This window comes from Pseudoalteromonas sp. T1lg23B, assembly GCF_002964665.1.
In the GTDB taxonomy this organism is placed as follows: domain Bacteria; phylum Pseudomonadota; class Gammaproteobacteria; order Enterobacterales; family Alteromonadaceae; genus Pseudoalteromonas.
This window is the reverse complement of record NZ_PQBZ01000034.1, coordinates 636860-654730: the sequence shown is the minus strand read 5'-3', so window position 1 is coordinate 654730 and position 17871 is coordinate 636860. Positions and strand designations below refer to the sequence as shown.

General features: G+C 41.9%; 16 protein-coding genes. 7 read left to right on the top strand and 9 right to left on the bottom strand.

Translation table 11 applies throughout. The annotated features are described in order from the left end of the window. The first annotated feature begins 9 nt into the window (after positions 1-9). The 3 genes from C2M32_RS11325 (at position 10) to C2M32_RS11315 (ending at position 2500) form a co-directional block, all read left to right on the top strand. Positions 10-225, top strand: coding sequence for a tail protein X (locus C2M32_RS11325; protein WP_070985079.1), 216 nt, complete (start codon positions 10-12; stop codon positions 223-225). Positions 226-235: 10 nt separating this feature from the next. After that, positions 236-1243, top strand: coding sequence for a phage late control D family protein (locus tag C2M32_RS11320; RefSeq protein WP_105168522.1), 1008 nt, complete (start codon positions 236-238; stop codon positions 1241-1243). Positions 1244-1540: 297 nt separating this feature from the next. Next, positions 1541-2500, top strand: coding sequence for a fibrinogen-like YCDxxxxGGGW domain-containing protein (locus C2M32_RS11315; protein WP_105168521.1), 960 nt, complete (start codon positions 1541-1543; stop codon positions 2498-2500). A 121-nt stretch (positions 2501-2621) separates the two neighbouring features. Here C2M32_RS11315 and C2M32_RS11310 read toward each other — a convergent pair whose 3' ends face one another. After that, positions 2622-4079: a PD40 domain-containing protein gene (locus tag C2M32_RS11310; protein WP_199886153.1), complete on the bottom strand. Its 1458-nt coding sequence runs from the start codon at positions 4077-4079 to the stop codon at positions 2622-2624. Positions 4080-4401: 322 nt separating this feature from the next. Between C2M32_RS11310 and C2M32_RS20665 the strand changes: the two genes are divergently transcribed. After that, positions 4402-6093 carry a hypothetical protein gene (locus C2M32_RS20665; RefSeq protein WP_199886152.1) on the top strand — a complete coding sequence of 564 codons (1692 nt, stop codon included), beginning with the start codon at positions 4402-4404 and terminating at the stop codon, positions 6091-6093. A gap of 63 nt (positions 6094-6156) precedes the next feature. Here the strand turns inward: C2M32_RS20665 and C2M32_RS11295 are convergent, their stop codons facing one another. From C2M32_RS11295 to C2M32_RS11275, 5 genes are all read right to left on the bottom strand, one after another. Next, a complete protein-coding gene (locus tag C2M32_RS11295) occupies positions 6157-7095 on the bottom strand; it encodes a LysR family transcriptional regulator (RefSeq protein WP_070990882.1) in 939 nt (312 codons plus the stop codon). Continuing rightward, positions 7085-8827: a bifunctional isocitrate dehydrogenase kinase/phosphatase gene (gene aceK / locus C2M32_RS11290; RefSeq protein WP_105168518.1), complete on the bottom strand. Its 1743-nt coding sequence runs from the start codon at positions 8825-8827 to the stop codon at positions 7085-7087. Before aceK ends, C2M32_RS11295 begins: the two co-directional genes overlap by 11 nt. A gap of 60 nt (positions 8828-8887) precedes the next feature. Further along, a complete protein-coding gene (locus C2M32_RS11285) occupies positions 8888-9361 on the bottom strand; it encodes a DUF4124 domain-containing protein (protein WP_105168517.1) in 474 nt (157 codons plus the stop codon). A 61-nt stretch (positions 9362-9422) separates the two neighbouring features. Continuing rightward, the gene (locus tag C2M32_RS11280; RefSeq protein ID WP_105168516.1) at positions 9423-10919 is read right to left on the bottom strand and encodes a DUF3413 domain-containing protein; all 1497 of its coding nucleotides are present in this window, start codon (positions 10917-10919) and stop codon (positions 9423-9425) included. 4 nt (positions 10920-10923) lie between these two features. Beyond that, positions 10924-11136 (bottom strand): DUF1414 domain-containing protein, encoded by a 213-nt coding sequence (locus C2M32_RS11275; RefSeq protein ID WP_105168515.1) that lies wholly within the window; start codon positions 11134-11136, stop codon positions 10924-10926. A gap of 65 nt (positions 11137-11201) precedes the next feature. Here C2M32_RS11275 and yejK point away from each other — a divergent pair, with 65 nt between their 5' ends. Beyond that, the gene (gene yejK, locus C2M32_RS11270) at positions 11202-12215 is read left to right on the top strand and encodes a nucleoid-associated protein YejK (RefSeq protein WP_105168514.1); all 1014 of its coding nucleotides are present in this window, start codon (positions 11202-11204) and stop codon (positions 12213-12215) included. A 66-nt stretch (positions 12216-12281) separates the two neighbouring features. On the opposite strand, the gene C2M32_RS11265 is transcribed toward yejK, so the two are convergent. The 3 genes from C2M32_RS11265 to C2M32_RS11255 are packed head-to-tail and all read right to left on the bottom strand — an operon-like array spanning position 12282 to position 15583. Continuing rightward, positions 12282-13265, bottom strand: a complete 984-nt coding sequence (locus tag C2M32_RS11265; RefSeq protein ID WP_105168513.1) for an LPP20 family lipoprotein — start codon at positions 13263-13265, stop codon at positions 12282-12284. Next, entirely contained in the window at positions 13255-13869 is a 615-nt protein-coding gene (locus C2M32_RS11260) for a penicillin-binding protein activator LpoB (RefSeq protein WP_105168512.1), read from the bottom strand. The genes C2M32_RS11265 and C2M32_RS11260 overlap by 11 nt, the downstream gene beginning before the upstream one ends. A 4-nt stretch (positions 13870-13873) precedes the next feature. After that, on the bottom strand, positions 13874-15583 hold the full coding sequence (locus tag C2M32_RS11255; protein WP_105168511.1) for a hypothetical protein: 1710 nt from the start codon (positions 15581-15583) through the stop codon (positions 13874-13876). A 185-nt stretch (positions 15584-15768) separates the two neighbouring features. Here C2M32_RS11255 and C2M32_RS11250 point away from each other — a divergent pair, with 185 nt between their 5' ends. Both C2M32_RS11250 and C2M32_RS11245 read left to right on the top strand, forming a co-directional pair. Further along, entirely contained in the window at positions 15769-16347 is a 579-nt protein-coding gene (locus C2M32_RS11250) for an LPP20 family lipoprotein (RefSeq protein WP_105168510.1), read from the top strand. A gap of 89 nt (positions 16348-16436) precedes the next feature. Further along, the gene (locus tag C2M32_RS11245; RefSeq protein ID WP_234401281.1) at positions 16437-17798 is read left to right on the top strand and encodes a transglycosylase SLT domain-containing protein; all 1362 of its coding nucleotides are present in this window, start codon (positions 16437-16439) and stop codon (positions 17796-17798) included. Positions 17799-17871: the final 73 nt, after the last annotated feature.

Below are 17871 nucleotides of genomic sequence, written 5' to 3'. Positions count from 1 at the left end.
AGATGAACAATGAGCGGGGTAACTTATATTACGCGTGATGGTGATTGCTTAGACAATATCTGTTGGCATCATTATGGTCGTAGCAGCACTATGGTTGAAATGGTGCTTGAAGCAAACCATGGTTTGGCTGAATTAGGGGCTATATATCCAGAAAATATCGCGATATTTCTTCCCGAGGTAATTGAAAAGCCAGTACAGCAGAACATTATCAACATCTGGGACTGAGGAACAAATCATGAATATTCAACCTCAGTTTTCTATCAAAACCAATGCAAAAGAAGTTGCACAACGCCTGATAGACCGCGTTGTTAACGTTACGGTCAAGCTCAAAACGGGCTTGGCCAGCGACAGTTGCTATGTGCGTTTTGACAACCTAGAAGTTGCGCCAATTCAACAACCTAAGCCTACTGATGTTATCGAGATTGCGATGGGATATAAAGAGGGCAATGAGGATAAAAGCGCTACGCTTCATCCTCTTGGCCGCTTTGAGGTGGGAGAGTTCAGCTTGACGGGCCCTGTGCGCTCACTGGAACTGTTTGGCAATAAACTGCTTTGGCACACAGCGCTCAAAGCCCCTAAGCAACGCTCTTGGCCTAAAGACCCTAAACAGCCGAAAAAGTTGGGGGAGCTGGTATCCGATATTGCTGGCGAGTACGGTCTTGATGCTAGAGTGGGCGAGGCGTTTATCAACATCGAGCTGCCGCATATTGAACAAAATGAAAGTGACGCTCAACTGCTCACATCACTTGCCGAGCAATTTGACGCCATCTTAAAAATCTCCCACGACAAATTGATTTTTATGGCCAGAGGCACGGGCCGAAGTTTATCTGGTCAGGCGTTAAAAGAAGTTGAGCTCACGACCTCTGACATTCTAAGTTGGCGATATGACAAAGATGCCTGTCGCGAGGTGGGGGATGTGACGGCATTCTACCACGATATTGACACGGCTGAGCGGGTGCCAGTTAAAGTGGGCAGTGGCAGTCCAAGTGTCGTACTGTCTTACGTATATGCCGATAAGGCAACCGCTACAAGAGCGGCTAAAGCAAAACTAAATCGTCTAAAACGCGCCAGCACCAGTAGTCTCATCTCTTGTATCGGTAATGCCCAAATCGTTGCTGGTGGCATTGTTAAAATATCTAACACTAAAAGCGACTTAGATGGTAGCTGGTTCGTCTGTGAGGTTGAGCATTGTATCAACAAACAGGGCTTCCGCTCTCACTTGGTTTGTGAGCAGCTCGCTTAATTCCTTCATTCATAGATGTATCGAATGAGTACCTATTTTACCCATTTTAAACTTGACGGGCGTATCTACAAAACATCGATACGTTCGTGACACTTCTTCTATAAATCCTACCAACGATTCCTTTCTCCAACTAAGGCCATCCTGTGCGCTAAGCGCAGGCTCTGGCCTCCTTCCTAATTTACCAAGCTCACTATCATTATTTAAAAATACATAGACTTACATTAGTACCCTTTTTAGTTACTTAAGAAACATGTATGATCGCTTTCGCTATAAAGCACAATCAAAAAAGGATTTGATATGAAAAAAGCGATTGCAATTTCTAGTTTATTACTACTTTCTAGCCCCGCGGTTTTTGCAGAATTAGATATTACGGCTTCTGCACATGAACAAAAGCCAGTGGTTAATGAAGAAGGAGGTAGGCTATATTTCTCCAGTTTATTGAAAAATAACGGCGAGCAAGTTAGAAATATAAAGTATTACGATTATATTGTTTTTCCAGATGGAAAAATAATGACGCGCTCGACACCTAAATCTATCACCCTGATGCCAGATGAAAGTATTGATAAGTCAAACGGCTACATCAATGTACCTCAAGCATATGGTTTGGGTATATATAAATATGTGTTATCAGCCTTTGATGAAGATACGGGTGAGATACAAAATACTAACTTTGAGTTTGCTAAACAAAGTGCTGAACCAAAATATAGTTCGTGTAAAGAGATTCTGCATGCTGGCAAAAGTATTGGTAATGGTTTTTATCACATAGATGTTGACGGACCTGGAGGCAATGCATTCGAAATATCTGTGTATTGTGATATGACCACGAATGGTGGTGGCTGGACTTTGTTTGCCAATGATCGACTGTCACAACCTTTAAATCCAACAAATTCAGTTAAGTATGATAGTGCAGGTGTGCTTGATGACGAATATTGGTTAGCCTTAAGAACGGACGCATATTCAATCATGGTTGAAGAATACCGAGGCTTTGACTCAAAACCTAGATATCAGAGTTTCATTAGTGTCAGCAAAATCCGAAAATCGCTTGCAGATTCTCTAAAAACAGATAGTGCAACGCTCAATTTATTTGGTTCGCCTTATTCAAACAACGCAGCGTTAGTATTATCGAATAGCTCTGAAGCTGGTTCACATTCAAAAATATTTACAGGTATTGAGCCTAATATAACTTTTGACCGAGCCTATTATCCAACCTCTTCATATGCAAGAACGATAAGTTATACGCGCGTATATATTCGCTAAATTTATGTGAGAGGCTTTATTTAAGCCTCTCACTTGTCCTTGAGAAGTTAAAATAGTATCTATATCGTTTAACTTTTTACTTATCATTGCTCCCACCTCTTAGAATTAACTGCTTCATCGGTTAATTACTTTCTTCTTTAAGTGCACATTGTTTGGATTTATCTTTGAGTAATGAAATGCACATATTAGAAAATTCTCCCGTGGCTAATTTTTTATTATTTACATAAAATGAAAACTTATGCGGCCACCATATCCCATTGATTTTTAGATAATCTGATTCTGCACCGAAACTTGAGTCATCATAGAGTAACTTCAATATTTTCTGATTATTTTTGTCAACAATTATGCTAAATGGCTCTATTTCTTGTGACTCAACACGATAAACAGTTTCATTCTCTAGATTTTCATTATATTGCCTGTATATCAACGTATCTCTTTGCTTTAGCAAGTCTAAGAAATTCATGCGTAGACTCTTAAGTTCCTTATTAATTTCATGGTCACTCATGGTAGTCGTAAGTTGTGTATTTAAGTCTATTTTAAGCCCTGATCCGTTATCAATTTGATATTTGATGTCGTCTCGTACGATCTTCAAACTAAAAGGGTGATAATCAACCAAAACATGTTGTTTTGTGAGTTTGCCAGAATTATTTAAAGTGAGCGTGTAAGCAAACTGAGTAATCGCTCGTATGGTCGATTTGTCGGCCAATAGATTGATGTCTTTTGGGGCAAAATGCGCCTCATACCAGTCCACAGGAAAGGCTTGCTTGGTGCGAACTCTGTGAATATTAAATAGATCATAACCGAGCTCTGGGCGTTCACTGCTAAAATAGAGCCACTTGCCATCCGGTGAAAATTGCGGGCTGATCTCATGATATTCTGAGTTGACGTCGGCCAATAATTTGATAGGCGTGCTCCATTGACCGGCATTAAACCGGCTCGCATAAATATCAGCTTGAGGTATAGTCTTCGAAAGCTGCCAAAAAACAGCTACTTTTCCATCTGGAGAAAAACTCAGATCACTGCGCATTTCTATATCTTGTGCTCTGGGTATGTTTGTCCATTGCATGGCTTGGCTACTGCTCTCATCTTTAGCCATGAGTGTGTAGTTTCGTCCTTTGCGTGTTGCGAAATAAAGTTTTCCTTGATGTATTTCTGGACCAAACTCATCGTCTCTAGAGTTGATGGTTTTGTCTAGTGCCATGATATTGCGAGCCGTTTGGTCCATGAGTGTTGCTCGCCAGATGTTGTAGTCTTGGCGCGTGCTTTGGTCTTCAATCGGCCTGTCGGAAATAAAATAAATTTCTTTACCATTAGGCGAATACATTGGATCTGAGTATTTAAATTCAGTTGGACCAAGGGTTATTTTATGTGCTTTGGTAAAGCTATCGCCCTGTATATGATACTGCCAAATCTCTGCATTTTCGAAATCTTGCTGTGAACGAGCCAGCACAGCACGACCAAACGAGGGGTGAAAGTTTAAATTATATTCACTCTTTTCGCTGGATAGCGAAGTGACCAATTCCGCATGGACAGAAAAAGCGACACATAACATAGTAACTATGCTCACAATAATCTTCATATAGATAGCTCCTTCAAACATCAGGATGTTGATCAGTAAGTGATAATTTTGCTGTTGATGAAGACCCTATAACAATCCAATGTATTTCATAAAATTTTAAGCGAATTAAAAAGTAGGCGTATTAACGAAGTATTTTATATCCGTAAAAGGTGCATTAGGAGTTCAGGTTAAGTGATAATATTGTTTTAAGTAATAAGGTGATAGCGTATTTAACTAGCGTTTTTTAGTGACGCTCTCTTATAGTTGTTCCCCAAATTGTACTTTGCACTTACCTCAGGCTTTTGCTAAGCCTATAAGACTCTGTCGCAAAGGGGTTGATAATATGAAAAAGCTTCTGCTCTGTTTGTTTGTTAGTTGGTTGTGTGTGGCGTGCTCATCTGATGACTCGTCCAATAATGAACAGCCTCAAGTACCAAGTGATAATAGTGATACGCCGGATCCTACTCCAGACCCAACACCTGACCCTGAACCCGATCCCACACCAGACCCATATCCAGATCCCACGCCAGACCCCGAACCGGATCCCACTCCAGACCCAACGCCTGATCCAGAGCCAGACTCACAGGTCGCGATGGTGTTTCCAACACAACTGATGACAACTTCTCCGTTTTCAAGACGACAGGAAAACCAGGGTCGTGCAGGTAGCTCGTTCACGGTGACGACGGTGCCAAGTTATTTCTCGGCGACAGAATTGATTGATGCTATTTTGAAAGGTGATACTTCCATCAGTGATACATTTGATGTAAATGCTTTTTATGTGACCGGTCACAACGCCAGTTGTTTCGGTCCAGTGGTCATGTATAGCGGTCACCCTGATGCACCCAGTCCTAGCAGTGCTAGTGGCAGCTTACCCAGTGGAGATCTTGGACTTTGGTTGGCATCAGATAGCAGCGGTGATGCCTGTGCTGTGGCGCAAACAAATGCGTTGTTGGAAGGTGTTGAATCTCAAACAACCATGTCATTGATGACTTTAGCCAGTATGGTTGCTGCCGCCACCGCCGATGGCAGTAGCCTTCCCGAAGTTGGCAGTACGCTTGATGTAACTGGATTGATGAATGATGCGGGGGTGACGGATGTCACGTTCAGCAATGCCAGTATCGAGCAAACAGCCACACAATGGGTGTATCAAGTTGAGCTAAGTTATCAAGTTGGTAGTGATGTGTATGCCATTACTTTGGACATGACACATGTACCGGGTTCAGACAGTGAACAGTACGAGGGTTATTTACGATATACCGTTGAGGGGGAGGTTGGAGTATCTGGTATTGAGTTCCCCGGTATGAACTGTACACAGAATGAGAGAACCCTGGCTGGTTCAATAGCTTATCAAAGAAACGGCGACAACATGGTATTACAATCACGCAGCGGAACTTTGTGTGGTCATGGTGTCGCCAACGTATTTAACAGCAACAATATTGTTGATGTTGACAATATCTACAACGCCGTATCTAACCCAGACGGCTGGAGTGAGAATTTTTCAATCTATGGTGCTGATTTTGACTTAACAACCTTAGCGGGTGATTATGCGCACGTTTGGCAAGCAGGTGCGGGAGACGGACACAGCAGAGTATTTAATATTGGCTTTAACGACGCCAGTCTTGATAACGGAGAGTCTCACTTTGGTTATGGCACGTCAATTGACAACACTGACGGTACTATATCAGGGTTTATTTGTAATTGGGCAGGCCCAGGGGCTGACCATACCTTAGTGAGCAAAACGCAAAGACAGTTTTTTGAGTTTGACTCCACCTCTGGCACTTACTTAGGGACTGATCATCGCGCCAATATAGAATACGCACCCACAGTAAGCTGTGACTATGATGGTTTAGGTTCTTTTGTGTTTGATATAGACGCCAGTGGTGTTCTTGGAGATATAGCATTGGAAGATAGTACGTTGGCTTTCACCAATGATCTATGGACCCCAACAGACTCAACCATGACAGTACCAGAGGCAATCGCTGCTAGGGGATTAAATGTTCCTGTAATTCCGTTTGGTTGGCCAGCAGAAGAATAGTGATTTGCATGGGATAGTGCTGAAAAATGTTCACTACTATCCCATCTTAACGATGTTTTAAAATTACTTAAGTTCTTGCGCCACTTCCGCAATTTTCTGTCTCAACCAAATATGGCTCGCATCACGGTGCAACAGCGGACTCCAGATCATGTCTAGCTCAAATGGTGGAATTGGGAAAGGCGGCTCCAAAATCGCGATAGTTGGGTCATTTTTGTAGATATTAGCTGCTTTTGACGGCAATGTAGCTACCAAATTTTGCTCTTTCGCAAGGTGTATAGCAACGTGATAGTTACGGGTAAAAGTTGCAATATTACGGTGTTTACCAAAGTGTGCCAGTGCCTCATCAACCCAACCTAGCTTTTGTACGTCTGCTGGGTCCATACCTACGCCGACACCAAAGCCGGTCTTACTCACCCAGATATGGCGTGCTTTCAAATACGCATCAAGATTAAAGTTATCGATAATAGGATTGTCAGATTTAATCAAACAGCAAAAGCTGTCTTTCCAAATTTGTTTGTGGTGAAACGATTGCGGTAAATTTTCAAAGCGATTAATCGCCATATCTACTTTGCCGTTTTCCACATCATGAAAGGTGACATCACTTGGTGTGAGAATATCGAGAGTGGTATCAGGAGCCTCTTCATGGAGTTTATTCAATAGCTTGGGAGCCAACGTGCTGGCAGCGTAGTCACTGGCCATGATCCGAAAAACACGATTACTTTGACTAGCAACAAATTCACGATTTGGGGCCAGCGTTTCTTCTAATGTCATTAGGATACCGCGTATGACTGGTTGCAGTTCAAGTGCACGCTCAGTGGGAACCATGCCTTCGCTGGTGCGAACCAAAATTGGATCATTGAATAAATTCCGCAACCTTTTTAGTCCATTACTCATCGCAGGTTGAGTGATACTTAGCTGATTCGCAGCTCGAGTAACATTGCATTCGCGCAGTAGGGTATCTAGATAAACTAATAGGTTTAGGTCAATTTTACTAATGTTCATGGCGTTCCTTTATGGTTTTATCTAAGTGGATAAAGCGCTGCTCTTGTGGATAAGGAAATATATGTTTTACAACCTTATTTTTAACATCTAGCTGTGCTTGTTGCCAGTAACTCGCTGATAAAAGCTCGGGATGAGCTTTTTCAAATATGGACCTGAGTGTAGGGTTTGTGAGAACAAATGTACACAGTTGCTCTGGAAATACGTCTTGTGGTGCGGCCGAATGTTCATCAATACCTGAATATAGGTCGGTCAAATCGGTTTTCGGCATGTCCCTAAAATTCATATCGGTAAGATACTGAACCTCATCATAATCATAAAAAATCACTCTTAAATGTTTACTGACACCGAAATTTTTTAACAGCATGTCACCGGGAAAAATATTTGCCTGAAGCATTTCCTTGATAGCATTACCATAATCCTTCATGACGACCTCGGTTTGCTCTGCTGTGGCATTGTGCAAGTATAAATTCAAAGGTGTCATACGTCGCTCAATATACAAATGTTTGATAACTAATGTATCGTCTTCTTCTAATAAGCTCTCAGAGATAGTGTTGCGTAGTTGAGTTAATAGCTCAGGAGCAATACGGGATTTAGGAATAACAACATTTGAATACTCAATCGTGTCAGCCATTCGACCGACACGGTCATGGTTCTTAACCAACTGATAGCGCGCCAATACGGTATCTCGTCCAAAAGGTTTACTTTCGGAAAACTTGTCTTTTATCACTTTGAATACATAAGGAAAGTTTTCAAGGGTAAATACCATCATTACCATCCCAGGGGTGCCAGGAGCAATGGTAAATAGATCTTGGCTGTTGTCTAAGTGGTGCAGGAACTCTCTGTAGAACTCGGTCTTTCCTTGTTTGTGAAAACCAATGGCATTGTAAAGCTCAGCCGGTGTCTTATTAGGCATGAGTTGATTCAAGAAGCGAACCAGAGCAGAAGGAGCATGCGTTTCCACCATAAAATAGGCTCGGGCAAACCCAAAGATCACCCTCATTTGCGATGAATTGGTTAACAAGGCATCAATGCATAAACCTCCTTTGCGGTGGTGAAGCACCGAAATAATAAATGGCTGTATACCACTTTTTGAAACGACACGACCAATGATATATGCACCTTTGTTCCGATAAAATGGAGCTTGTAGTATATCAAAGCGCATCATATGACTTCGGTGGTGTGTGTCTGGTGCTTGGCGGATAAAGGCTTTCATTAATAGTTTGATGTCTTTATCTAAATTCTGAAAGTCACACTTGAAGTCAATATGTTTGATAATCTGTTTTATGGTTGGTTTTAGCCCAGATACAACTGGAAAATAGCTACGGTATTCAGCCTCAACGGGCAGCGCTGGCGCATCTTTTAGCGTGGTTTCCACAAAGATGAAGTCATTATTGAAATAGCGGCGGTGGAACAGTCGGCAAAAAACGGAATTGTAAAAGGTTTCGGCCAGCTCGGCCTGAGGGTGGTAGCTGAGTAGTTCTAAGTAGTCTTGTTTAATTTGATACCAAAGAGGCTCGTTGAGCTTAGTGCAGGTGAGTGACGCTTTAAGACGGTCAACGGTTTCTTCAACTCGTTGGTCATAATGACTGATTCTGGACTTACTTATTTGCTGAATTTGCGACCAGTCCTGTTGTGAAAATGCTTGCCCAGTCAGTTTTGTAATGCTTTGAAAACGCTGATAATGCTCGGTAAATCCAGCCAGAATCAGCTCTGCAATGGTAAAAGAATGCACTCTAACACCCTAAGTGGTAAGACCTCTAGGTAGGTTAGCGCTTTTTAGCTCGCGTGTCACTCATTCATAACGCTTTAGTTTCTTTTCTAACTGAGCGATCTGTTTGTTCAGCTTTCTAGCCTGCTTATGGTAGTCTTTGTTGATCGCTTTGAGCTGGCGCTTGATATCATCCAGTGTTGCTTTGCGCTCGTTGTCATCCATAATGCGATTGACCCTCAATTGTTGATTGCGGGTGTCTTGATCTCGTTCACGAGTTAAAATGGCCGCCTCGTGTTTTTTCGCTCTTAACTCATTTTTTAGATTACGAATGATCTGCTTCTTCTCAAGCTTATTGAGCGTTTTGTAATGCTGGTCAGCGGATGAATTTGATTCTGGATCTATGTTGGTTAGAGTATGTTGAGTGCCATTACGCGCGCAAGGAAACTGACTGTAGACAGTTCCTCGTTCAGTGACACATTTGTAATAGTTAACTATCGTTTTAGCGTGGCTTGGAAGGGAAAGTAATAATGCCAGAACAAATATACCGCGTGTCATAGGTTTTCCTTTTGTTGTAATCTCCTAACACAAAGATAGACAAACATTAAGAAATGGCAAATTACGGAGTATGTTTCTGCGGTGAAAACGTTTTCAATACTTTGATATTATTGATTAAAAATGGAATATCCAACTTCTGATCAATTGCAAATCCTTCAGTGCCAGAAACGTTCTTATAACTACCGTCTTGACTCACGAGTGTTATACGGTCTTTACGAAAAGCAACGAGCACACCTTGGGTATAGTTAACCCCTTCGTTACTGTTAGAGTGTTTGAGATCTCTACCTAGCATTGAGCTGGTAGCAAGTTGAGGACAATTTAAATGATCTGCAACAAGTGTGTATGTGATGTCGTGCAATTGCTTAAACGTCAGTAAATCAGAAGAATCGAAGTAGTTGCTATAGAACACACTATTGTATACAACATCGGTACTGTGAGGTGCTAAGGAAAACGCAATAACAGGGCCCTCAATATTTTTTTCTTCATCGAACTGATCAGCGGCAATAATTTTAATCGGAGCGTCTGTAACGTCCATATCAGCAATTAAACTCAGGCCCATTACACTAACAAGTTGAGCTTCAGAGCTCCAAGGAGGAAGTGAATCTTGGGACATCGCTGATTTATAATAAGCAGGTAGCCCGTAAACCAGATTAAAAATGGCATCTTCATGATTTGAGGGCTGTAGTAATTGGGCTGTTGGCTGTAGCTGATGTTTGTCAGCAAAAGCAGCAAGTTCTGACTGTTGCTCAAATACAACAATCGTTGCAGACACAGTGCTTTGTGGCTGACATTGTGGTAATGGCTTATTAAATGTAAATTGGCTGTGTGCCTTTGCTAGGCTGATATCTCGCGCTTGTTCGTACTGTTTGATGTCTAATAAGTCATGACGAGCCAGCAATGTTTTTGCTGTGGTCGGGTATGACAGCGGGAGTATATTGTCTTGTTTAGTAACATCAAAATAGGCATTGGCATCAGCCCAGATATGGATACTATGGCTAGCAGCAAAGCAGCTGACGAGAATAGCCGTCGCATATCTTGGAAATCGGTATCCTTTTAATTCGGCTAAATGCCGCCAAGCACGATTACCCGCAAGTAACTCAAATACAAACACCGCTAAAATAAAACCAACCACTAACATGGTGACAATTAAAGGTGAGCCGCTAAACTTGCCCCATAGTAACGATATGATTTCTGGTAATGCTTGAATGTTCAAATGATAGCCAAGCTGAAAATACACAAAAGCATCAAGCGAGAGAATGGAAATCCCACCAGTAGCCAGTAGTGCCGCCATACCTCTTATATGTCTCGGATAAGGAAATACGAGACTCAGAGGGAAAATGGTTAAAACAAAGGCACAAAACGTAATAAAGCTGGTATGACTTAACCAAGTAATCAGCATGTAAAAACCGCCCAGCGCAGAAGCTGGTGGCTTATCTGCAAGTAAATAGCTGATACTGATCAGTAAGACTAAGCCAATGTTAGCAAAGGTAAACCAGTGCCCCCAACTAAGAAGTTGGCTCGCTTTAGAAGAAAATGGGCTTTGTGGGGTTAAATTCATCCAGTTATTTTACCGATTGTACGAGCGCTTTAGAGAAGTTTTGCGCAACTGATTGTCTTTTCGCCTCAGGCACATGTTCTTTTAAAATATGCGTGATAGAATTTCCCAAACACATAAGACTCAAATCAACCGGTGCCTGCGCTGAGGTGAGCACATCAATTAGTTGGTCAACAATTTGTTCAACTTGTTCGTTGGAATATTTAGATTGGATAGGCATCAGTTGGTTCAATATTAAAGAGTTATAATTTTTTCATTTTAACACCAGAGGCGTGAAAAACAAACATGAGCATAGAGGTGAATAAGCTAGTTGTACATTATGTCGACAAGCACGATGAAGATACGCAGATCCATTTACGTGAAGATGAAATGCAAGTTAACGAAAAAGTTAATGTATTCATCGAACAGTTACACCATGCTTACAATGGCAAACCAGGTAAGGGGTACTGCGCATTTAGTGGTGAAAAAAACAGCCAAGTTTCTGCTGCTATGCAGAGCTATCGAAATAATGAACTAGGGTTTTGGCATTTTACACAACAAGCCACAGAAGTTTTAAAAGAAGAACTTAATAAATATGCTTTTAATGAAGTAGGCTACCTAGTGTTTTGTCACTACCAATATGTAGCGACAGACTACGTCCTCATCGCATTAATCAATATTAAGGAACATTATTCGATTAACTCAGAACTGGATTTGTCGGCTTCTCGACACTTAGATATTTCACGCATGCAACTCGCCGCACGAGTGGATTTAACTGCGTGGGATACACAGCCAGATGATGCCCGTTATATCTCTTTCATCAAAGGTCGAGCTGGGCGCAAAGTTGCTGACTTTTTCTTAGACTTTTTAGGTTGTGAAGAGGGGATCGATCCCAAACAACAATCACAAGTGATGCTTAATGCGGTGGAAGACTATTTAAGCGAGCAGCAGTTTAACAAGCAAGAAAAGGATACCTTGCGCAAAGAAGTCTTTGACTATTGTAATGACTGTGTAGCTTCTGGGGAAGACGCAAATATTGAATCTTTATCTGAAACATTATCTAAGTCCTCGGATTCGCCTTTTGAAGATTTTTACAAGGATCAAGGTTACGATCTTGCAGAGTCTTTCCCCGTAGACAAGAAAACAGTTAGCACTATGGTGAAGTTTTCAGGTTTGGGCGGTGGCGTGAGTGTAGGATTTGAGCGCAAACATTTGGGTGAGAGAGTTATTTATGATGCCCGCAACGACACCTTGACGATTAAAGGGATCCCACCGAACCTGAAAGATCAGTTACAACGCTTTTACGAGGAAAGTGAATAAGTCTTGTTAGGAAATAGTGCCGCAGAGCTTAACCTGCGGCATTAAAGATTTTTCAGTGGCGAGCGGCTATATGCCGCCGTAGACGATAAAATGCGCAAGTTGTTCTGACAGTTTGTCAGCGAGTTTTTGCATAGCGTTGTTTCTAGCCGTTTGAGCATATGAAGAAGCCGCTTTCACCTTATCATTGAAATGCGCTTTTTCCATACCTTGCTCCTTAACCACCATAAAGCTTTCCGCAATGCTGTAGTGGGTGCCAGATTTGACTATTTGTTGCCAATTGACGCGAAAAGCCAGTTCAAAATCTGCGTCACTTTGACTTATTTGAATACCATTACTTGTTAAGGAGCTGGCCATGAGATCCCGGATATTTTCGTGTTCAGAAGAGTCGGCGACGATACTAAAACTTAGGGTATTGAGCACTTGAGCGCTGCGTGAAAGTTTTGATAGAACATCTGTAGGCAAAGGGAGCTTAGGACTTTGTAACATTTGCAAATAGTCATTTAGCTTTTGCCTTTTTATCGCGAGCGTACGCACAGAGATAGCCTGTTTAAGGCGCTGTGATTTGCTATTATCCGATAATGAAATTTGCATGATTTCTTCATCAACAGCGTTGATACTCAACTCTGTTTGCATAATAGCCTCAGTGCGATTAAACGAAGCTAAGGCATAAGCGGTGTTATTTTGCCAAAACTCGTCTTCAATCTTCACACCTTGCAATAAAATGTTAGGAACTTGGCTACTGATCAATTCATCCACATGATATTGCATCGATTTTTCGGTTGCCGATTGTGAAACTGTAGTGTGCGCAGAAATAGTGACATTGAGCTGCTTAGCCAAAGCCAATCGGGCAGACTCTTGGGCAGCAAGTTTTGCGTTTTGCATGTCTCCAACACTATCGGCATAACCAACACCATAGATCAGATAATCAGAGCTTGGGGTGGTCGTCAGCCATGCAGGCTTAGTCGCTGTAGTGGGCGTTTGAGCAGTGCTTTGGCAGCCACTGAGTAGTAAAGCGCCAATGCATAATATGCCTGTTAGTTTAGAAACCATAACCTGATCGCTCTTGCAGTTTTTGAATTTTTTTCTGACCATTCCATACTTCACGGTTGCTGGTCATATCGATAAGACGCAAATCCACTTGATAGAACGTAACACGCGTGCCACCTTGCTGGTCTACAAAAGAATTGATAGTGCCCGATAGCGCATAATCAGCGCCTTGCTCCTGTCCCATCTCATTCTGTGTCTCTAAACTGGCATTGAGTTCTTGATCTTTTCGCTCGTCTCTAATTTCTTCTCTGATCTCTTTATTAGCAACAAAATCAGCTTGCCCAGAACGTAAGATAGCGCGTTTTAGGTCATTCAAAAATGTATCCACCGCGATATGTTGATGCGATTTATTGCGAATAGACTGGATGATGATAGCGGGGCGAGTACCTTCTTTTTTAAGATGATCATTAACCCAAGGGAAGCTCAACATATCGCTGACCATCGCTTCGGACACTAGCTGAGAATCTTTACCATTCCATTTATCCGACAACGCCACTTCTTGATTTGCATCTATTCGTTGTACTTTGGTGCTTTGACAGGCACTCAGTGCAAGTGTCGAGATCACCGCAAAAGGGACTAGTTTCAGTAATTTGCGATTGTATTTCATACCATTATTCCATATTCAAAGTTGAGTTGGTGAGTGAGGTTTGCTCATTCGGTGCATTGGCAAAGGTGCGAGTATGCCAAAGGCTCATGACATTGTTAGCGGTGATATGTTCACTTTGTTCTACAACATGTCCTGAGCGAAAATAGGTTTTAATTGTTACGTCATGTTCACCCGGCGGTAGTGATATCTGTGCAACACGTATCTCTGCTGGCAATGTTTGCCATTGTCTAGTATCAGCGGAAGCCGTAATCGCATTGACTACCGTAGTCGTGAGTTTGGCTAGGTTCCCTAGTAGGTTATTTTGTTCTAATCCGGCTTTATGTAGTGCCTTGCGAGCAGATAATGCTTTGATAATTTCTCTGCTAAGCGCTGAGTGGATCTCGGCATTTGCCTGTTTTAGCGCATCTTGTAATGTGAGCAAGCTTACCGAATGATAGGGGAGTAAGGTCGTTATAGGCTGACCATTGAGCCAAACTTCACTATATTTCACTTGGTTGTCCAGCGGCTCAAGATAAGTAACAGAGATTCTGGCACCAAACTGCAGTGCGTCAACGATACCCAACCTAACTGCATCATCCCAAAGCGGCCCTAAAGGCAAGCGTTTGGTGAGGGCCCCCATCGCAACATCCCCCAAATCTCCTAGCATATAGTTTTGCATCATATCAAATAGGCTTGTATCTGCATGCAGCATCTGGAACCAACGCATTTGAGCCTGTCGTTCTTTATAGTTTCCAAGGAGAATCGGGGTCATTACCAATGCTTTTGACTCGGTGTTAGCCCGTAACATCAAGTTCAGTTGCTTTCGCTTTGGCGCTATCCCAATATTTTGTACTAGTGTTACATTGGCACTTTGCTTAGCCTCATCGTCGCGTGTTGGCTCAAACGCTCGTAACTCATTGTCATAACCACCGGCTTTGCGCATCATGCGGATTAGTCCAAAGCGGGCCTGTTCAGATATTTGTTCAGGTAGTTTGTATTGTTTTGCAAATCCATTTTCGTACATGAACATCGCTCGTTCATACTGCAGGCGAGCCGAGTCCCACTCACCGCTTTGTTCAAATAATACGCCACTAAGAAAATGAGCAAATGCGTCATCTTTATAGTCGATGTTTTCTAATAAATCGGTTGGTGCGAAAATGGGTTTGAGGATCTGATAAACTTTTTTCGCGAGAAAGTCGTCATGCTGCTCTTTATCGTATCCACCTGTTTGTTCTTTTAGCTGGCTCAAAAAAACGTCTAACTGGCGCATTTCGACAAGCGCAGCGTCATAGTAATGCTCAGAGTTGTCGGGGTGAAGCTTTGCCAGTGCATTATAGTTGAGCGCTTTCATGATATGAATTTGCGGCAGATAAAAAGCTTTGCCTTTATAGGTAGAATAAGTCGGGCCGCTAAACTGTACTAATGCCAATTCGGAAATGCTTTGTGTGTAAAAAGACTCAATCAATGTGAGGGCAAGTGCGAGTTGCTCGTTGCTTTGTAAGTAGTTTTTCTCTAGTTGCAATAGACTCGCCATCTCAAGATGGTACAGTAGTCTATCGTTACCGTTTTTATTGTAACTTTGAGTAACGTTTTGTTTAGCCTGTACAAAATTTCCTTGTTGCGCAAGTTGAGCGGGGGAAAGCTGGTTAAACTGTGTAATGCTACATGCACCGAGTAAGGAAGTTTGAACCAAAATGATAAACAATGTTACAGCTTTTTTAATGCGGGCACCCAATGACACATCCTATGTTTAGTCGTAAAGAGACGATTTGAACAAATACTGTAGTTAACTTAAATAAACACAAAGCATTTGAAAAGCAATAAATTGTTAAAAATCGTTTTTACAATTTATTACTGTTAGGTACATTATTGTCTGCTAGATTAGACCATAGTAAACACTTCGGGCCAAAAGGAAAGAAAATGAAAATTAAACCACTGATCACGACACTTGTACTTGCTGGGATGCTATCAGCCTGTAGTTCTACAAAAGACGACAGTGCATCAAGCTCAAGAGTGAATATTCCAGATTGGGTGCTTAACCCAGTCGTTGAAAATGGTATTGCCGCGGCGGATTGCATTAAATATTCAGGTAATATTTCAGTTGATCAAAAAATGGCTGTAGCAAACGCTCGTTTGGCTTTAGCACAGCAAATAGAAGTGCGAATTGAAGGCCTAGACAAAACGTTTGCGAATCGAACTGATGCTAACGAGGCTATGACGGTAGGCAGTACATTCAGCTCGGTATCAAAGCAGCTCACCAAGCAAACACTCAATGGCTCTCGCGTAGTAAAAGCAGATGTGGTTGATATCGCAGGAAAAGATTATTTTTGTGCACTAACTACTTTATCACCCGAGTTGACCAAAACATTGTTTAAAGATTTGATTAAAACAGCGAAGCCTTCTATCGACCCACGCGATGAGCAGTTCTTGTATCAAGAATTTAAAGCGTTTAAAGCTGAGCAAGACTTAGAAAAAGAGATCGAACGTTTGACCAATTAAGTCAAACTCATGGGGACGCGCAACTGCAACTGATCGTATCGTTTGCGTGTCATCCCTCGGTGGTCATTATTGCTATAAAAGGAGCGGCAATGGTGAAAAAAACTCTCATGCTTGGTGCCATCGGATACGCCACTTTGGCGACCATAAGTGAACCGACGTTTGCGACTCAATCACTGTTATTTAGTGAGTTGAATGAGGCAATGTCGCAATGGCAAAGCAGCTATCAAAACACAACTGCCAAGGATGAATTTGAGCAATTCAAATCCAATCATATACAGCAATTTAGTGACTTTGTTGAGCTACACTTCGCTGAATTCGATGAGTTTAGGAATGAGCTGATATCTAGCTGGGGTGAAGCGCAAATTTCAGAGCAAGCGCGTTTCGTACATTACAATCAAGAAAATAATGCACGACTAAATATTGATTTTGAAAGCAACACTCTTACCGTTAGTCTGCGTCACTCCGATGATCTAAAGCTGACACCTGAAGATGCCTACCGAGAGTTTCAGCAGCTTTTACCAGCTGTTGACAATGCAGTACTAGAGGTATTCTTTGGGGATTTTATTACTCAGATAAAGCAAGCTGATTTCAAACCCGTGACTGAATATGAGATAGATAATAGTCGTAGGGCTAAATCTCTACTTCAAGCCAAGCAGCAAATCAAGAAGCAAACTCAACAGCAGATCCAGCTGGTAGAACGTCAACTTGATGACAAGCTCGCACAGCCTACAGAACCTGAGCAAGAAGAAGAAGCAAAACTGCTGCTCAAACAGAAACGCCAACAGTTAGAGCGGTTGAAGACTAAGCGTCTTGAACGTTTAAAAACGAATATTAGAGAGTTAGCAAAAACGACGCCAAACAAAGAAAAGGTGAGTGAATTTACCTTTAAATTACCTGAGCACACTAAGCGTCCTGCCAGAGCTCAAACTTATATCAGTACGGTAGCAAAGCAAAGCAAACGATTTGACATTGTCCCGAGCCTTGTTTTTTCGGTCATGCATACTGAGAGTCATTTTAACCCTTTAGCTAAGTCAGCAATCCCAGCATATGGACTTATGCAAATTGTACCTACCAGTGCAGGTGTCGATGTTAACCGCTTTTTATACAGTCGCGATGAACCTATGCCCAGCACTTATTTATATATAGAAGACAATAACATCGAAGCGGGAACAGCATATCTTCATATACTAGATAAGCGTTACTTAAAGCATATTAATGATCCATTGAGCCGTAAGTACTGCATGATAGCAGCATATAATACCGGAGCAGGCAACGTGGCCAGAGTGTTTAACAGCGATGGTTCGAGAAATATTCGCAACGCCAGTCGTATTATTAATTCTATGACGCCTGAGCGAGTGTTAGAAGCGCTCGAGAGTGGTTTACCCTACGACGAAACTAAGCATTACCTCAAACGAGTCCTTGAGCGAGAGCCGCTTTATCAGGAAATTTAAGTTTAATAGCAAAAGCTATTTTTACTCGTGCATTACGTAAAATAATAAGAAACCGGGCTTAATAGCCCGGTTT

Coding starts and splice junctions, on each gene's coding strand:
- C2M32_RS11325 (WP_070985079.1), top strand. CDS start 10: ATGAGCGGGGTAACTTATATTACGCGTGATGGTGATTGCTTAGACAAT.
- C2M32_RS11320 (WP_105168522.1), top strand. CDS start 236: ATGAATATTCAACCTCAGTTTTCTATCAAAACCAATGCAAAAGAAGTT.
- C2M32_RS11315 (WP_105168521.1), top strand. CDS start 1,541: ATGAAAAAAGCGATTGCAATTTCTAGTTTATTACTACTTTCTAGCCCC.
- C2M32_RS11310 (WP_199886153.1), bottom strand. CDS start 4,079: ATGAAGATTATTGTGAGCATAGTTACTATGTTATGTGTCGCTTTTTCT.
- C2M32_RS20665 (WP_199886152.1), top strand. CDS start 4,402: ATGAAAAAGCTTCTGCTCTGTTTGTTTGTTAGTTGGTTGTGTGTGGCG.
- C2M32_RS11295 (WP_070990882.1), bottom strand. CDS start 7,095: ATGAACATTAGTAAAATTGACCTAAACCTATTAGTTTATCTAGATACC.
- C2M32_RS11285 (WP_105168517.1), bottom strand. CDS start 9,361: ATGACACGCGGTATATTTGTTCTGGCATTATTACTTTCCCTTCCAAGC.
- C2M32_RS11280 (WP_105168516.1), bottom strand. CDS start 10,919: ATGAATTTAACCCCACAAAGCCCATTTTCTTCTAAAGCGAGCCAACTT.
- C2M32_RS11275 (WP_105168515.1), bottom strand. CDS start 11,136: ATGCCTATCCAATCTAAATATTCCAACGAACAAGTTGAACAAATTGTT.
- yejK (WP_105168514.1), top strand. CDS start 11,202: ATGAGCATAGAGGTGAATAAGCTAGTTGTACATTATGTCGACAAGCAC.
- C2M32_RS11265 (WP_105168513.1), bottom strand. CDS start 13,265: ATGGTTTCTAAACTAACAGGCATATTATGCATTGGCGCTTTACTACTC.
- C2M32_RS11260 (WP_105168512.1), bottom strand. CDS start 13,869: ATGAAATACAATCGCAAATTACTGAAACTAGTCCCTTTTGCGGTGATC.
- C2M32_RS11250 (WP_105168510.1), top strand. CDS start 15,769: ATGAAAATTAAACCACTGATCACGACACTTGTACTTGCTGGGATGCTA.
- C2M32_RS11245 (WP_234401281.1), top strand. CDS start 16,437: ATGGTGAAAAAAACTCTCATGCTTGGTGCCATCGGATACGCCACTTTG.